The sequence below is a fragment of the Dyadobacter tibetensis Y620-1 genome, from assembly GCF_000566685.1.
Lineage (GTDB): Bacteria > Bacteroidota > Bacteroidia > Cytophagales > Spirosomataceae > Dyadobacter > Dyadobacter tibetensis.
Genome location: NZ_AZQN01000004.1, coordinates 62,990 through 78,813 on the forward strand (window position 1 = coordinate 62,990; position 15,824 = coordinate 78,813).

The window sequence follows — 15,824 nt, forward strand, 5'->3', positions numbered from 1 at the left end:
CATAGCAATCTTGAGCCGAACACAATTATTGCCCCCTATGATCAAACTAATTCCCTTCGAGAGTCAGTATCAGGAATCTCTGGTCACGATGATACTCGATATCCAACAAAAAGAATTTAATGTACCCATTACAAGAGAAGAGCAACCTGACCTATATCAGATTGATAGCTTTTACCGGGGAGGAGGTGGAGAGTTCTGGCTAGCGACCCAGTCAGGAGAGGTCATAGGCAGCATAGCGCTGATTCATATTGGCAATCAGCAGGGGGTAATTAGAAAAATGTTTGTCAAAAAGGATTTTAGAGGGAAGGAATTTGGCATCGCCAAAAGGCTGCTCGATGAATTGGTGGCCCGTGCCAGGCAAATGGGCCTGACCGATATTTATCTGGGAACCGTTCACCAACTTCAGGCCGCCATACGTTTCTATGAAAAGAATGGTTTTGAGCGTATTGAAAAAACGTCACTCCCACCCAAGTTTCCCCTGATCCCCATTGACGACGTGTTCTGCCATTTAAAAATTTCAAATTATTAAGCAATTAGAAACAAGACTTTATGATGGAGAAAATTCATGCTACTACCGTCCTAGGCGTTGTACATAATGGCCTGGTATCCCTGGGTGCCGACGGGCAGGCTACCATGGGAAATACGGTTGCCAAAAGTAATGTTAGAAAAATCCGTTCCCTCTCTGAGGGTAAAATCCTGGTAGGTTTTGCCGGATCCACTGCCGATGCTTTTACACTTTTGGAACGTTTCGAGGAAAAATTGAATGCCTATGGAGGCAATATGAAGAGAGCAGCCATCGAGCTTGCCAAAGACTGGCGCACCGATCGCTACCTCAAAAAACTGGAAGCCATGATGATTACAGCGAGTGCAGAGGAGATTTTGGTGATCTCTGGTACCGGTGACGTGTTAGAACCAGAAAATGGAATTGCGGCCATAGGGTCGGGTGGAAACTTTGCCCAATCGGCAGCCGTAGCGCTCAAGCGGCATGCCCAAGATCTGAGCGCCGAAGATATCGTAAGAGAAGGGCTAACGGTGGCAGCCGATCTCTGCATCTACACCAACCATAACTTTGTAATTCAAACGGTGAAGCAATAAGCGGATCATGTATTACATAAAAAATGGGGTAGCCAAAATTTTTGGCTACCCCATTTTTTATCAATCTGTTTCCAGCTTAATGTACCGCCGAAGGTACTTGCTTAGGCTTACGACTCTTCATCCAGAAGAATAAAATTCCAAAAGCAATAATCAGAATTCCAGGGAAAATCAACATGGTCTGAAGCGTTGCCTGTCCGGCAGCGAGCTCCATCTCATCGCCCACCTTACCGAGAGCCATTTGTTCGGCGGTAGCGTTATCGATCCAGCTACCAATAAATGGCTGGAAAATCGCAGTAGAGAACATCCCTATGCCACCTATTACCGACATACCCAAGGCGCCGCTCAATGGTACATGTGTGGCAATAAAACCGACCATATTGGGCCAGAATAGGGCTACACCCATGGCAAAGAAAATGGCAGCCAGATACGCTGCTGGCCCGGTTACCGTACTGAACATATAAATACCGATAAAGGCAAAGAAAGAAGAGCCCCAAAGCACACCGGTTTGCCCAAGTGCTTGCACGATGGGTCCCGCAAAGAAACGTGCTATGGCCATCAGTCCCGTTACCAGGGCCAGAATCAACATAGGACTAGCTCCACTTTTGCTCATGATTACACCCGTCCACTGCTGCGGACCAAACTCTGTAATGGCCGTAAGTGCCATACAGGCAAACATAAACAGGAACAAAGGAGACATCATGGCCTTGAAATTCTCTGCAATCGACTGCACGCCTTCCACCTTTGGCTTAGGGAATGTCTGACCATAAAATAAGAACGCATAAATTAAAGTAGGAACCATAATCAACCAAATTTGTGCCTGCCATCCTAAGTTAGCATCAGTCATAAACTTGGACATTAAACTACCTATCACAATACCCCCTGGGAACCACATATGGAAACGGTTCAACATTTTGTTCATCTTAGCACCGGAGTAAGCGTCGGCAATCATAGGGTTACAGGCAGCTTCGGTACATCCGTTCCCAATTCCTATAAAAAAGGTGGAAATAAGAAGACCCGTATAGCCTCCTGAATAGATGGTCATAATAATACCGATAGAATGACAGACGAAAGCGATCTGCATGATCGTTTTGGGGCCTACCGAGTGGTAAACGAGTCCGCCGATGATCATCGCCAAGGGGAAGCCCAAAAACCACATCGAGTTGATAAAACCGAGTTGCTCAGCCGAGAGGCTAAATTCCTGGCCCAGTTGGGAGAGAATTCCCGCCCGGATGCTGAATGAAAACGCCGTGGTGATTAGCGCAAAACAGCTGGCATTAAAAAGCCTGTTGCTATTGACAGATTGGGTCATGGATTGTATTGTTTTTATTTATTTGAGTTATAAAAATTGTTTATTCGATCGATTTTTAGTCCAAGATTACATCAAAAAAAACAAATAGTCGACAAATCTACTCTAGTTTTATCGCTGTAGCTATAATTTTATTCATAGAAAATTATCTTTGTAGAAAGTAAGAGTATTCAATACTACTCTTTTATATTCAAAATCTTTTCAAAACGCTAAACCAAAAATAATGTCAAGAAAATTAAGAATGGGGATGGTGGGTGGCTCCCTGGACGCCTTCATAGGCGGGGTTCACCGACGTGCGGCGATTATGGATGGAGAAATTGAATTGGTATGCGGCGCATTTAGCTCGAATCCTGAAAAGTCGAAGGAATCGGGAAAATCGCTTTACCTACCCGAAAATCGCGTATATGACAATTACGAACAGATGATCCTGGCAGAAAAGCAACTTCCTGAGGGTGAGAGAATGGATTTTGTTGTGATTGTTACACCCAATCATGTCCACTACGGCCCCACAAAGATGGCTCTGGAGAATGGCTTCCATGTGGTTTGCGATAAACCTATCACGCTCAATACTGCTGAAGCTGAGGAAATTGTTGCCTTGGTGGAGAAAACGGGGCTTATATTCTGCCTGACACATAATTATACGGGTTACCCCATGGTAAAGGAAGCCAAGCATATGATCGCCTCCGGAGCCATTGGAAAGGTTCGGAAGGTAATTGTAGAATACCCTCAGGGCTGGCTCGCTACCCTGGTAGAGGCTACTGGAAATAAGCAGGCAAGCTGGCGTACCGACCCCAACAAGTCCGGAGCTGCCGGTGGTTTGGGAGATATCGGCATCCATGCCGAGAACCTTGCCGAATATATTACCGGTCTTAAAATCACCGAACTTTGCGCCGACTTAACCATATTTGTGGAAGGCCGACTTCTGGATGACGACGCTAATATCTTGCTCCGGTTCAATAACGGTGCAAAAGGAATTTTACAAAATAGCCAGATTGCCAATGGAGAGGAAAATGACCTTAATATTCGCATCTATGGAGAAACGGGTGGATTGAAATGGAGACAAATGGAACCTAATACCCTGCTCCATACCACCAACCATGGCACCAGAATGATCCGTACTGGAGTGGGAACTCTGTCTCAGGCCGCTCAAGTCCACACGCGCATTCCAGCAGGACATCCAGAGGGATATTTTGAGGCATTTGCCAATCTATACCGTAATTTTGCCCTGCATCTAAGGGCAAGAATGGAAGGTGGGCATGTAGACCCTATCTTTGATTTCCCAACGGCTGCCGATGGATTACGGGGAATGAAATTTATTGATACCGTAATCGCCTCCAATGAGTCGGAGCAGAAATGGACAAGTTTTACCGGATAAAGCCATATGGCCAGATCGACCTACCCGCTACTACCAGCCTTAGACTTGCAGGGCCGGAAAGAGCGAGATAGGACTATTCATGTTTAAATTATTTTTCCCTAATACAGATTAACCTTTATGAAAAAAATTAAAGTAGGCGTTGTCGGAACTGGCTTTATAGGCCCAGCTCATATTGAAGCCCTTAGAAGATTGCCCAACGTCGAAGTGGCGGCCCTATGTGAAGTAACCGCCGAATTGGCAAGAGAAAAAGCAGATGTACTGGGCATCGAAAGAGCCTATACATTTGATGAGCTTTTGAAGCAAGATGACATCGAATCCATTCATATCTGCACCCCAAATTTCCTGCATTACAGCCAGTCGAAAGCGGCATTACTAGCAGGAAAACATGTCATCTGCGAAAAACCCCTTGCCAAAGATTTAGTAGAAGCCGAAGAACTAGTTAAAATTGCCCAGGAATCCGGTCTGGTAAATGCTGTTCATTTTAACCTACGCTACTACCCTCTCGCTCGCCAAATGAAATCAATGCGGGAAAAGGGCGAACTGGGGGAAATATATTCTTTCATCGGATCATATTTACAGGATTGGCTTTTCTACGAAACAGATTACAACTGGCGCCTTGAACCAGACAAATCGGGCGACTCCAGAGCCATTGCTGACATCGGCTCTCACCTCATGGATATCCTGGAATATATCACCGGCTTGAAGACGACAGCCGTTTTAGCTGACTTCAATACGGTTCATCCTACCCGTAAGAAGCCCCTTAAACCTGTTGAAACGTATTCGGGAAAAATGCTTCAACCAGAAGACTATGCCGACGTCCCCATTACCACCGAAGACCATGCGAACGTACTATTGCGCTTCGATAATGGCAGCAAAGGTGTCATCACGGTTTCTCAGGTTTCGGCAGGGCGCAAAAATCGGATGGTCTTGGAGATCTCAGGCTCAAAGAAAACCTTTAGCTGGTGCTCAGAGTCTCCAAACGAAATGTGGATTGGAAACCGCGACAGCAGCAATGAGCTGTTAATGCGCGACCCCTCATTGGTAAATAAGGACGTGACATCTGTAATAAGCTTCCCTGGCGGCCATAATGAAGGCTTCCCTGATACTTCTAAGCAAATGTTCAAAGAAGTATATGCTGCCATTGCTGAAGGACGCCAGCCTGAAAATCCGACTTTCCCTACCTTCGCTGATGGGTACCGGGAGCTTCTGATTTGTGAGAGAATATTGGAATCGAATAAAAAACAAGGATGGGTACAGGTATAATACCTCCCCACCGTTTGTACCACCATATCGCAACGAAGTAGTATGAAAACAATAAAAGGGCCAGGCATTTTTCTGGCACAATTTCTGGGCGACGAAGCCCCATTCAATACCCTTGACGGCATAGCCCAATACATGGCCGATCTAGGTTACAAAGGATTACAGCTGCCCACCTGGGATCCCCGGGTGATCGATATTAAGCAAGCAGCCGAATCTAAGACATACTGCGATGAGCTTAAAGGAAAACTAGCGGAAAAAGGCCTGGAGATTACCGAACTGGCTTCCCATATCATCGGACAACTCGTGGCTTCACATCCCGTGTATGACGAAATGTACGATGGTTTTGCCGCTCCAGAAGTTCGCAACAACCCAAAGGCTCGTGCCGCATGGGCTACCGAACACCTCAAGCAGGTGGCAGTTGCCAGCAAAAATCTTGGGCTGACAGCCAGCGCCACTTTCTCAGGTGCTCTGGCCTGGCCTTATCTTTATCCCTGGCCTCAGCGTCCTGCCGGACTCATCGAAACGGCATTTACAGAACTAGCCAATCGCTGGAAACCTATCTTGGATGTATATGATGAAAATGGCGTGGACGTAGCCTACGAACTTCATCCCGGAGAAGACCTTTTCGATGGAGCCACTTTCGAAATGTTTGTTGACTACTGCGGCGGACATACCAGGGCTAATATTAATTATGACCCTAGCCATTTCGTCTTACAACAATTAGATTACCTCCAGTTTATAGATCTGTATCACGACCGTATCAAGGCCTTCCATGTGAAGGATGCTGAGTTTAATCCTACTGGCAAACAAGGAGTGTACAGTGGCTTTGCCGGCTGGGCCGATCGTGCGGGTCGATTCCGTTCTTTGGGAGACGGTCAGGTCGACTTCTCTGCTATTTTCTCAAAACTGTCGCAGTACAACTATGGTAGCTGGGCAGTATTGGAATGGGAATGCTGTATAAAGTCACCAGAACAGGGGGCAGCAGAAGGAGCACCATTTATTAGCGATCATATCATCGAGGTTACTACTAAAGCCTTTGATGACTTCGCCGGCACTGGTGCCGATGAGGCATTTAATCGTAAAGTTTTAGGACTATAAATTAATTGTTACTTTTACAAGTAAAAGAAAAACCTATCGTTCTTATGAACGATAGGTTTTTAGCATAATATAACTTAATATTCTCCAAAATGAATCCCACTTCCCTTTTAAGGCAATCTACCAGGCAAAAGCTACTCGTGCTGCTATGGTGTTTGTCTACCTCCTTTCTTGCGATAGGGCAAGTAGTTAAAACTGAAAAGAAAATTTTGGTTTTCTCTAAAACTGCCGGTTTCCGCCATGCTTCGATCCCTGCGGGTCAGGTTGCCCTGATGAAACTTGGCAAGGAGATGAACCTCACGGTAGATACTACCGAGAATTCTGCCCGCTTCACCAACAAAAATTTACAAAAGTATGCCGCAGTTGTTTTTTTAAATACAACCGGAGATGTGCTTAACGATCAACAGCAAGAAGCCTTTGAACGATATATCCAGGCTGGCGGTGGCTATGTTGGCATTCACGCTGCCACAGATACTGAGTACGACTGGCCCTGGTACAACAAACTTGCGGGAGCCTATTTCGCCAGTCATCCAGGAAACCCAAACGTTCAGACCGGAGAGGCATACGTAGTCGACGACAAGCATATCTCTATGAAAGATTTTCCAAAAAAATGGTCAATCAAGGATGAGTTTTACGACTTCAAGAGTTTCAATCCCAAGGTTAACGTTTTGGTAAAAATAGACGAAAAGTCATATAAAGATGGTAAAATGGGGGATGATCACCCCATGTCCTGGTACCATGAATACGATGGTGGAAAGGCGTTCTACACGAACTTTGGACATGAAAACGCAACATTTGTCAATCCAGTCTTTCTTAGCCATTTAAGGGGAGGTCTGGAATATACCATGACCCCTACTCTGGATTTCGCCAAGGCCCGCCCGGAAGAAAACCGTTTTGTAAAGCAAGTATTGGCATCCAGACTCGATGAACCAACTGAACTAGTCGTATTAGACGATCAAAGGGTATTATTTACTGAAAGAAAAGGGAAGGTAAAGCTTTATAACCCTAAAACGGAATCAGTAAAAATTGTAGCGGAGGTACCGGTCTATACCCAGCAGGAATACGGACTTATGGGGATCAATATCGACCCTAATTTCAAAAACAATCAACTGGTATATCTGTATTATTCTCCTCCTTCGAGTGAGGCCGATACCGCTCAGCACCTTTCACGCTTTCGGTATGATGTCAATAAGGACACTTTACTTCTTTCTACTGAAGAGCTGATGCTTACCGTACCCGTTAAGCGTACCGACTGCTGCCATACGGGTGGTTCCATAGCCTGGGATGCCAAAGGCAATTTGTATTTATCGACAGGCGACGATGTAAATCCTTTCAAGTCCAATGGTTATGGCCCTATAGATGAGCGTCCGGGTCGTGAGGGCTGGGATGGGCAGCACTCCTCTGCCAATACCATGGACCTTAGGGGAAAAATCCTTCGGATCAAGCCACGCTATGGCGATCGCAGAGCAAATATGCCTGGAGGTACCCATCTATATGATATTCCAGAAGGTAACCTCTTCCCTCCTGGAACCGACAAGACCAGGCCCGAGATATATATCATGGGTAACCGTAACCCGTACCGGATTTCTGTGGATCAGCGTACCGGCTATTTATATTGGGGTGAAGTAGGTCCGGATGCATCTAAAGATGACCCAAAAAGGGGCCCTCGAGGCTATGATGAGGTAAATCAGGCGCGTAAGGCTGGAAACTTTGGTTATCCATTATTTATAGCCGACAACAAACCTTATGTAGATTATAATTTTGAAACCGAGGTATCGGGCAAGCCCTTCGATCCCGCAGCTCCCGTAAATGACTCCCCACATAATACCGGTATTAAAAATCTGCCACCCGCTCAGCCAGCCTTTATCTATTACCCCTATGCCGACTCTCCAGAGTTTGGCCCGGTGGTTGGAAAAGGAGGACGAAACGCCATGGCAGGCCCCGTTTACTATTACGATGATTATCAGGATAGCAAGGTTAAGTTTCCACGCTACTATGACGGAAAGTTCTTTGCTTACGAATGGATCAGAGACTATATCAATGCGGTGAGTATGAACGAAAAAGGTGATCTGGAGGCGATCGAGCGTTTTATGCCGACGGCCAAGTTCAGTCATCCTATGGATATGCAGTTCGCTGTCGACGGTTCTTTATACCTTTTGGAGTATGGCCCCAACTGGTTCGCTCAAAATGACGAAGCAGCCTTATCTCGTATTACCTATAACGCCGGAAACCGTGTTCCCGTGGCCATGGCTCAGGCAGACAAAACGGTAGGCGCCGTTCCTTTGAAGGTGAACTTCTCATCGAAAGGAACCCTGGACCACGATGGAGACGCCATCAAATATGAATGGAACTTCGGAAAAGGCCTCCCCAAGAGTAGCCTTGCCAATCCAAGTTTTACGTTTACAAAAGCTGGTGAACATATCGTGGAGCTAAAAGTAACGGATAGTGCAGGTAATAAAGCGACTACTCAACTCACCATTAAAGCTGGAAACGCGGCTCCCTCTGTGGATATCGCCATTAAGGGTAATCAGACCTTCTATTGGGAGAACAAACCCGTTTCCTATGAAGTAAAAGTGCAAGACAAGGAAGATGGTACTCTGGCTAGCAAGAAAATAGCCGAAGAGGATGTAACCCTTACCATTAATTACTTACAAGGATATGACAAAACACAGTTGGCACAAGGACATCAGGCCAATACTGGTTTCGCTACCGGAAAGAGACTGATCGAACTTAGCGATTGTAAAGCTTGTCATTCTGTGGACAAAAAATCTATCGGACCTGCCTATATCGAAGTAGCCAAGCGCTATGAAAAAGAGCGGAATGCCCTAAAAACACTGGCGAATAAGATCATTAATGGCGGTGGGGGTAATTGGGGAGAGCAGGCGATGGCTGCCCACCCACAGCATAAAATGGAAGAGGCCGAAGAAATGGTGAAATACATCTTATCCTTGGCTAAAGAAAAAGTAGTGGATAAAAAACCATTGAAAAGCACCTACATTACCGAAGCACAAAAAGAATCAGGCTCCTACCTTTTCACGGCTAGCTATACCGATAAGGGCAATGCAGGAATGGGGCCACTTACGGGCACTAAAACTATCGCTCTTCGCGACGCGGTGGTTATGGCTACCAGCTACGATAAAGCCAAGGATGCTTCGAAAGTAAAGCTTCCTACCGGCAATGAAGTGGTAGTAGGAACTAAAAATGGTGGTTATTTCATGCTGGAAAGCATTGATCTGGCTATGGTTAAAAGCCTGTCCGCTGCTGTTTCCAGTCAGTCGGATATGACCGCCGGAGGTACACTGGAGGTAAGACTGGGAAGTCCTTCTGGACTGAAAGTCGGAGAAGCTAAGGTTAGCGCTACCCAGACCATCGAGATTCCACTCAAAGTGGTGGCTAGCCCTAAACCTCAGGATTTGTATTTCGTATTTGTGAACCCCAACGCCAATAGTAAACCCCTATTTGCAGTAGATTCCATTCGATTTAACGACAAATAAAACCGTTCAGAAAAAGTAAAGAGCCAGTTGGCATCGAAGTTATGGATTTCGATGTTAGCTGGCTTTCTTTTGTACTTAGGGGTAAATAATAAGTAGCCTCCTCAAACCAGATTTCTTTTAATCGCATTATACTCATCCACAGTAATTTCTCCCTGAGCAAAGCGTTTTTTGAGGATTTTTTTTGAAAACCTTCCGGTTCTGTTTTCGCCAATGGTATTGGACTTTCTTAGCAATAGATATGCCGCAAGAAACAGCAGCATCCCCATCACCCAAACCGCCCAGATTACGGTCCAACCCATGTCCCAGTATTGTCCATGCATCATGATTTCCTAAGGTTTGTTCAAATAAATTTACAAATTTTACTTGAAAAATACTATACTGTCAAAAATAAAGGTATCAGACAGTGAACAGTTATAGGATAAGGCTCATCCACATCTATATTCAAATGAGGAGCCGATACTTTCTCAAACACAGGTTAATCCTAATTGTTTTTGGAGCAAACAGGATCAGGGAGTCGACTTCTTAGATGCGCTACGACAATTAGTGGAAATAGCCCCATTAAATTGGACGGGCACTACGCCATCCCCGAGCAAGTTGATCGGATAAATTCCTGACTACCCTATCCATCCCCGGATCTGAGGCGATATTAACCGTCTCATGAGGATCCTCGAGGGAATCATATAGTTCCGCACCTTTTTTCTCACCCCTATGCCCCTTTTGAGGGTCCCATGCATACCATTCGATATAATGGTATTTTCTTGTATTGATAGAATACCCCATATAGCGTTTCCCATCTGCTGACTCCTGGGGCCGACGGTGAAACTGACTAAAAGCTGCATTTTTCCAAGAACGCTTCGGGTCCTTGATAAGGGGCACAAAACTCGTCCCCTGCATATAATCAGGAACTTCTATTCCTGCAATTTCGCATAGAGAGGGGAACATGTCTACCAGTTCCGTTATTTCGAAGGTTTGAGCCCCTCTATTCATCTGATTGGGAAATCGTATAATCATGGGCACCTGCAGATCAACATTATAATTGGTCATTTTACCCCAACTATTATGATCCCCCAACTTCCACCCATGATCACCCCAAACAATGATGATCGTATTTTCGTAGATGCCTATCTTTTTCATATGGTCAATAAGGCTTCCTAATAACGCATCTACATAGCTAACACTAGCATAATACCCATGTTTTAAAATCCGAGAAGTGTCTTCCCGCATACGATAGCTAGACTGAGGATGACCTATCCCATTGAACCCATCATAATGACGCAACTCATACATAGAATTCATTGTGAAACCCGGTGCGTTTTCAGGCACTCTGGGATTGGGCGCCAGCGGTATTTCCGTGGGGTTGTATAAGTCCCAGTATTTTTTGGGAACTGCAAAAGGTAGGTGCGGCCTGAAATATCCCAGGCCCATAAAGAAAGGCATTTTATTTTTAGCCAACCGGGAGAGTGTATGTTTTGCCAACTCGTTTTGGGAACCGTCATAATACATGGTGTCGTGCACTTCGGCCATCTCCCAGGCTGGACCCGTATTCCACCCGTCTGCATATCTTTTAGGCACCAATTTTAATAATGAGTCTCTTTTGATAGCTTGAGAATGGCTGATTTCCTCGCTGATATAAAAAGTTTCACCATCCCTATTCAGCCAATCCTTACGCAAATACCGGGTTGGTCGTAGGTCTGGCTCATGCCAGGAAATAGAATCGGGCATATAATTATGAAAAATTTTACCAATGTTGACCGTATGGTATCCATGCTGAGCGAAATGCTGTGGCATGGTTACCGTATTAGGATTTATCACCCGAAATTTATCTCCCAAGTGCCACACGCGGGTGGAGTCCGGTCTAAGGCCGGTCATCAAACTAGCCCTTGACGGAGCACAGACAGCTAACTGAGCAAACGTCTTCCGGAAGGTCATCCCCTCTGAAGCCAAACGGTCAATATTCGGAGTAACGGCTACCGGGTCGCCATATGCACCCAGGGTTGGACGCAGGTCGTCAATAGAAATAAACAAAATATTAGGCTTCACCTTACCTTGTGCCGGTCTTTTACAGGCATTAAGGGAAAGCACCGAAAGTAAGGTGAATAAATAGGTGGTATAGCTCGTCTTCATTCGTGTTTAGGAATAGGTATCGGGAAAATTAGGTTCGGGGCAAAATATCAGTCAGAGCCGAAAGATCGAATTTAAGATAAAATTACTACGAAGAATCCCCGCCCCGGTCACGACAACCCCTGTTAGTAGTTTGGGCTATTTTCGGCCTTTTCGAATTTTAACAGTTCCATATAAGGGTCTCCTGTCAGACCCAGTGCTAATGCAAATGCTGGTTCTGTCTTATGGCCTTGCCGTTTGAGTTCAACAATTTTCTGTCGGAATTTCTCGCCGTATTTTTTAATTAAATTATGTTCTATTACCAAATGTCTATAGGCGTACTGCCGTTTCGTTGGAATACTCTGCCCGAAAATTTCAATTTCAAAATCATCCACAAAAAAGTTGGCTACGACCGCTGAAGTGGCTGTCTCTTGTAGTTCTCTTATATGATACAACCTCTCATTTCTAAAATTGTCAGCGATGGTATCTCTAAAGTCCTGTTGATTAGCAAAACAGCAGATGATGTCAAGGTCGCTGCTTTCGATATCAATGTTAATGGGTATGGTACCTACCAGAACAGGGTCGAAAGACTTGAGTTTTGACAAAATTTGATGGTTTGTCAGCGTAGCATACGCTTGTCGTTGTCGATGGTTGCCCTGTTGTAAATATTCAATATTGTCAAAAGTCATATTCAAAAAACGTATTTTTTCAATTTTGGTTGTGCCGTCATTTTGGTTAAAAGTATATTGTCAGCAACCGCCAAAACCCACCGTTACAATCAATTCATTAATTTAGAGCTGTGGCGCATGGAAAATATACAGATAAAAAACGAGAATTATTACCAGCATCCATACGTACATTAGAAAAATGTTCGTCCAAATTTTGACCCCTTGCATTAATTAAAAGATATGGTGGAATGTAAAACATTCAAGCAGCAAAAGTATGCTAAAAAAATGCAATAAATCCTCCGGAGCAATTACCATAATTTTTGGATAAAATAACTGGAAGCGATCCCTAAAAACGGAGTTAGCCTACGATGAAACGACGTAGTCTATAGGAGCAGGCCGCTGCCGCTGGAGTAGCTATCTGTTCGAAGGAAATAATGGATCGACAGTTAGATGGATTTCGGGAATGATAGTGATTTGATGAAACCATCAAATATTCAGGATGTTTTGCAAACGGTGAGCCCATTGGATTCTGGATCAGCTATTTAGCTAAGCCAGAGAGTCTAAATAGCATACATACTTTTCAAATGGAAAACTTTCACTATATTTAAAACATGTCTATTAGATACTGGACCATGAAGCCGTCAGTGACCACTCAGAACTATGTTCGGTTCTATTGGTTTTTGGAAGGTGATGAGCCTTACACCCATCACTCCATGGCCGATGTATGTCCGGAGCTGGTCTTCCATTATCATGGTCGTTTCAGTGAAGTGTTCGCAAATGGCCATCGGGAACACTCCTTTCTGGCTGGAATAAATGCCCCTTCCACTCAGACCAGACAGTTCTCCATCGATCAAGGTTTTGGCATGTTTGGCGTCTATCTCTATCCTCACGCCATCCCAATGCTTTTCGACATTCAGACAAAGGAACTCACCAATCAAACATTAGATCTAGACAGCTTTACCAAGCAATATGGATCTGACCTGGAAGAAAAAATAATGTTGAGCAAGACCAATGTAGAGCGGGTTAACCTTATGGAATCTTTTATCGTTCAGAGAATTCACCAGCAGAAAGAAACGCGTCTTCCGGTGTTCCAAGCGCTTCAGTTTATTATAAATGCAGAGGTGGCCCCTACGGTCAAAGCCCTTACCCAGAACTACTTTATATCTGAACGACAACTTGAACGGCAATTCCAACGGTTCACCGGCTTTACTCCCAAGCAGTTCATACGAATTGCCCGATTTCAACACACGATGCAGTTTTATGGAAGTCAGGAGCTACGCCTTACCGATGTCGCCCTGAATTGCGGATACTATGACCAGTCTCACTTTATCAATGACTTTAAACAATTCTCTGGCCTAAATCCAAAAGAATACTTCAAAGGCAAGACTATAGCCACCCTTTGGCGAGACGCTGAAACAGATTAATCCCTGGAAATGTCGGTTATTTCCACATACACTGACTATAAGATCGTTCAACAAGTTATTCAAACCCCAATTGACTATTCCCATGACTAAAACTCTCATTCAAACCCGTTCAAACAGACTGCAGGATAGTATTGACTATTATTTGCGTCTTGGTTTCGAAGTAATTGCCGATTCAAGTCCTACCATAGTTTCGGATGGGAAAGCATTTATTGAAATCAGTGAATCTCCATATGTTCGCCCTGGACTTATAATATATAAGTCTGATTTTATATCTATTGTCTCGGAACTTAATAAACTAACGAATGTTCAAAACCATACAGACGGCCACCTCATAACCGATGGCAGTGGAACATGGATATATTTAACAGAAAAGGAATTTGAATGTGATCTGCAAGCTAAAGCGGAATCTACTTCGCTGCTGGGAAACTATATGGGGATCTGTATAGAAACCATAGATTTGAGCAAATCAGCAAAAATATTTGAGATATTAGGATTTAAGCAGTCTACTCCAGAGTGGCCCTCCTTTTCAGATGAAAACGGCTTCACCATCACCCTTTTTGAACCGTATAATTGTCCACATCTTTTTTTCAATCCTTCCCTGACTTACTTTAATGGTAAAGAAAACTTGAAAGTCATTGAAAAAATCCGAACGCTGAATATCCCTATCACGGAAGAAATTACTCATTTCAATGAGCAGGGAATAGTAGATAATATTGTACTTCGCGATCCATCCGGCTTAGGATTTTTGGTGTTCAACGACTAATTATTCTGAATTACCATCATACTCAACCAGGATGGAGAAGGTCGGATTTTTCCAAGTTTAACCTTCTCTTATGAGCTTTCTTTGTCGAAAAAAAGAATATGCAGAGCGAAAACACATTTCAAAGGCCAGGTTATACCACAGTAAGCCCATATCTTATGGTAGATGATGTGGCCGTACAGTTAGAATTCATCAAAAATGTATTTCAGGTGAAGCCGACGGAGGATATAGGTCAGAATCCTGATGGCCACACAGAGATTAAGCTGGGAGATACAACCATTATGATTGGTCAGGGCAGACCTCAATGGCCTTCCAGACAGAGTATGAACTATATTTATGTGGAGAATGTGGACCAAATATACGAACGAGCCAAGGAATTTGGGGCGAATTTATTGCTGGAGCCTACAGAAAGGTATTACGGAGACCGGGAATGTGGTTTTGAAGATAGCCAGGGAAACCAGTGGTGGTGTGGCACTTTTCAGCAAATTTTATCCACGGTTGAAATGCGCCAACGTTTTGAGGAAAACAAGAGATAGGATGGGTGGATAAAATGAACGCTCTCTGGAGCTTATTTGAATTAGCCAAGACTTGATTTGTCGGACAGGTTGGAATTAGTCAACACCAAATCTTCCAAGTTGCCTCGAACATTTTTCTCGCATTCCCCTCTCAGTCAATTACGGAGGGGTTGTGAGAGAAAATGTGGATTTGCCAGACAACGGTTAGCTAGTTTTAGCCAAAGTGTCATAAGATGTCTCGGCTTTTACAGTTAAAATGATACTTTTCAATATTCGCCCTTGATAACAAAAAATGAACCACGAATTGTACCTGCCAATTTCGACTTTAGCCTGGCAAACTTGAACTTGGTTGCTAGTTCTATTGGAATTTCCATACCTTCAGCAAGTTTAAAACCAACAGCTCGCTTCTTAGGTTGATCAAATGGATACAATACATTTATAGCCAAACCATTTTGATAAAATACATACACCCATTTAGTGTTTTCAATCATTAAGTTTGCAGTTTCCAATGGTTCACTTATAATTTCAATATCTCTTTCAATTTTTAAAATATTATGAACCCATTGGATGATTTCAGGAGTATCTTTTGCAGGGTAGACTATAAAATCAAGCTTATATTTATTCATAAAATATCTGGCTTCGTGCGCTCTTAACCCTGCTAAAGTTTCTTTAAAGGGAGATGCTTCTAAACCGGACATTGAAACCTCTTTGAAATTTACTTTATTGGCCATA

At 44.0% G+C, this 15,824-nt stretch carries 14 protein-coding genes; 9 read left to right on the forward strand and 5 right to left on the reverse strand.

The window, feature by feature from the left end:
- Positions 1 to 37: 37 nt before the first annotated feature.
- Both X939_RS0112190 and hslV read left to right on the forward strand, forming a co-directional pair.
- Positions 38 to 529 (forward strand): GNAT family N-acetyltransferase, encoded by a 492-nt coding sequence (locus X939_RS0112190; protein ID WP_044199338.1) that lies wholly within the window; start codon positions 38 to 40, stop codon positions 527 to 529.
- Positions 530 to 549: 20 nt separating this feature from the next.
- Positions 550 to 1,095, forward strand: coding sequence for an ATP-dependent protease subunit HslV (gene hslV, locus X939_RS0112195; protein ID WP_025763555.1), 546 nt, complete (start codon positions 550 to 552; stop codon positions 1,093 to 1,095).
- 76 nt (positions 1,096 to 1,171) lie between these two features.
- On the opposite strand, the gene X939_RS0112200 is transcribed toward hslV, so the two are convergent.
- Positions 1,172 to 2,404 (reverse strand): MFS transporter, encoded by a 1,233-nt coding sequence (locus X939_RS0112200; protein ID WP_025763556.1) that lies wholly within the window; start codon positions 2,402 to 2,404, stop codon positions 1,172 to 1,174.
- 238 nt (positions 2,405 to 2,642) lie between these two features.
- Here X939_RS0112200 and X939_RS0112205 point away from each other — a divergent pair, with 238 nt between their 5' ends.
- The 4 genes from X939_RS0112205 to X939_RS0112220 all read left to right on the forward strand — a co-directional run bounded on the left by X939_RS0112205 (position 2,643) and on the right by X939_RS0112220 (position 9,625).
- The gene (locus tag X939_RS0112205; RefSeq protein WP_025763557.1) at positions 2,643 to 3,776 is read left to right on the forward strand and encodes a Gfo/Idh/MocA family protein; all 1,134 of its coding nucleotides are present in this window, start codon (positions 2,643 to 2,645) and stop codon (positions 3,774 to 3,776) included.
- A 117-nt stretch (positions 3,777 to 3,893) separates the two neighbouring features.
- The gene (locus X939_RS0112210) at positions 3,894 to 5,039 is read left to right on the forward strand and encodes a Gfo/Idh/MocA family protein (RefSeq protein ID WP_025763558.1); all 1,146 of its coding nucleotides are present in this window, start codon (positions 3,894 to 3,896) and stop codon (positions 5,037 to 5,039) included.
- A 42-nt stretch (positions 5,040 to 5,081) separates the two neighbouring features.
- On the forward strand, positions 5,082 to 6,134 hold the full coding sequence (locus X939_RS0112215; RefSeq protein WP_025763559.1) for a sugar phosphate isomerase/epimerase family protein: 1,053 nt from the start codon (positions 5,082 to 5,084) through the stop codon (positions 6,132 to 6,134).
- Between the two features lie 89 nt (positions 6,135 to 6,223).
- Entirely contained in the window at positions 6,224 to 9,625 is a 3,402-nt protein-coding gene (locus X939_RS0112220) for a ThuA domain-containing protein (RefSeq protein ID WP_025763560.1), read from the forward strand.
- 101 nt (positions 9,626 to 9,726) lie between these two features.
- Here the strand turns inward: X939_RS0112220 and X939_RS0112225 are convergent, their stop codons facing one another.
- The 3 genes from X939_RS0112225 to X939_RS0112235 form a co-directional block, all read right to left on the reverse strand.
- Positions 9,727 to 9,948, reverse strand: coding sequence for an SHOCT domain-containing protein (locus X939_RS0112225; protein WP_025763561.1), 222 nt, complete (start codon positions 9,946 to 9,948; stop codon positions 9,727 to 9,729).
- 235 nt (positions 9,949 to 10,183) lie between these two features.
- Positions 10,184 to 11,749 carry a sulfatase gene (locus tag X939_RS0112230; protein ID WP_025763562.1) on the reverse strand — a complete coding sequence of 522 codons (1,566 nt, stop codon included), beginning with the start codon at positions 11,747 to 11,749 and terminating at the stop codon, positions 10,184 to 10,186.
- Positions 11,750 to 11,871: 122 nt separating this feature from the next.
- On the reverse strand, positions 11,872 to 12,414 hold the full coding sequence (locus tag X939_RS0112235) for a DUF4269 domain-containing protein (RefSeq protein WP_025763563.1): 543 nt from the start codon (positions 12,412 to 12,414) through the stop codon (positions 11,872 to 11,874).
- 590 nt (positions 12,415 to 13,004) lie between these two features.
- Here X939_RS0112235 and X939_RS0112240 point away from each other — a divergent pair.
- The 3 genes from X939_RS0112240 to X939_RS0112250 all read left to right on the forward strand — a co-directional run bounded on the left by X939_RS0112240 (position 13,005) and on the right by X939_RS0112250 (position 15,113).
- The gene (locus tag X939_RS0112240) at positions 13,005 to 13,817 is read left to right on the forward strand and encodes a helix-turn-helix domain-containing protein (RefSeq protein WP_025763564.1); all 813 of its coding nucleotides are present in this window, start codon (positions 13,005 to 13,007) and stop codon (positions 13,815 to 13,817) included.
- Between the two features lie 82 nt (positions 13,818 to 13,899).
- Positions 13,900 to 14,580, forward strand: coding sequence for a hypothetical protein (locus X939_RS0112245; protein ID WP_025763565.1), 681 nt, complete (start codon positions 13,900 to 13,902; stop codon positions 14,578 to 14,580).
- A 98-nt stretch (positions 14,581 to 14,678) separates the two neighbouring features.
- A complete protein-coding gene (locus tag X939_RS0112250; protein ID WP_025763566.1) occupies positions 14,679 to 15,113 on the forward strand; it encodes a VOC family protein in 435 nt (144 codons plus the stop codon).
- A 245-nt stretch (positions 15,114 to 15,358) separates the two neighbouring features.
- Here X939_RS0112250 and X939_RS0112255 read toward each other — a convergent pair whose 3' ends face one another.
- Positions 15,359 to 15,823, reverse strand: a complete 465-nt coding sequence (locus X939_RS0112255; RefSeq protein WP_044199342.1) for a DUF8821 family protein — start codon at positions 15,821 to 15,823, stop codon at positions 15,359 to 15,361.
- Between the last annotated feature and the right edge of the window lies 1 nt (position 15,824).

Excerpts from the sequence above, each read along its gene's own strand:
- X939_RS0112190 (WP_044199338.1), top strand. The coding sequence starts at position 38 with ATGATCAAACTAATTCCCTTCGAGAGTCAGTATCAGGAATCTCTGGTC.
- X939_RS0112210 (WP_025763558.1), top strand. The coding sequence starts at position 3,894 with ATGAAAAAAATTAAAGTAGGCGTTGTCGGAACTGGCTTTATAGGCCCA.
- X939_RS0112245 (WP_025763565.1), top strand. The coding sequence starts at position 13,900 with ATGACTAAAACTCTCATTCAAACCCGTTCAAACAGACTGCAGGATAGT.
- X939_RS0112230 (WP_025763562.1), bottom strand. The coding sequence starts at position 11,749 with ATGAAGACGAGCTATACCACCTATTTATTCACCTTACTTTCGGTGCTT.
- X939_RS0112215 (WP_025763559.1), top strand. The coding sequence starts at position 5,082 with ATGAAAACAATAAAAGGGCCAGGCATTTTTCTGGCACAATTTCTGGGC.
- X939_RS0112220 (WP_025763560.1), top strand. The coding sequence starts at position 6,224 with ATGAATCCCACTTCCCTTTTAAGGCAATCTACCAGGCAAAAGCTACTC.
- X939_RS0112255 (WP_044199342.1), bottom strand. The coding sequence starts at position 15,823 with ATGGCCAATAAAGTAAATTTCAAAGAGGTTTCAATGTCCGGTTTAGAA.
- X939_RS0112205 (WP_025763557.1), top strand. The coding sequence starts at position 2,643 with ATGGGGATGGTGGGTGGCTCCCTGGACGCCTTCATAGGCGGGGTTCAC.
- X939_RS0112240 (WP_025763564.1), top strand. The coding sequence starts at position 13,005 with ATGTCTATTAGATACTGGACCATGAAGCCGTCAGTGACCACTCAGAAC.
- X939_RS0112235 (WP_025763563.1), bottom strand. The coding sequence starts at position 12,414 with ATGACTTTTGACAATATTGAATATTTACAACAGGGCAACCATCGACAA.
- X939_RS0112200 (WP_025763556.1), bottom strand. The coding sequence starts at position 2,404 with ATGACCCAATCTGTCAATAGCAACAGGCTTTTTAATGCCAGCTGTTTT.
- X939_RS0112250 (WP_025763566.1), top strand. The coding sequence starts at position 14,679 with ATGCAGAGCGAAAACACATTTCAAAGGCCAGGTTATACCACAGTAAGC.
- hslV (WP_025763555.1), top strand. The coding sequence starts at position 550 with ATGATGGAGAAAATTCATGCTACTACCGTCCTAGGCGTTGTACATAAT.
- X939_RS0112225 (WP_025763561.1), bottom strand. The coding sequence starts at position 9,948 with ATGATGCATGGACAATACTGGGACATGGGTTGGACCGTAATCTGGGCG.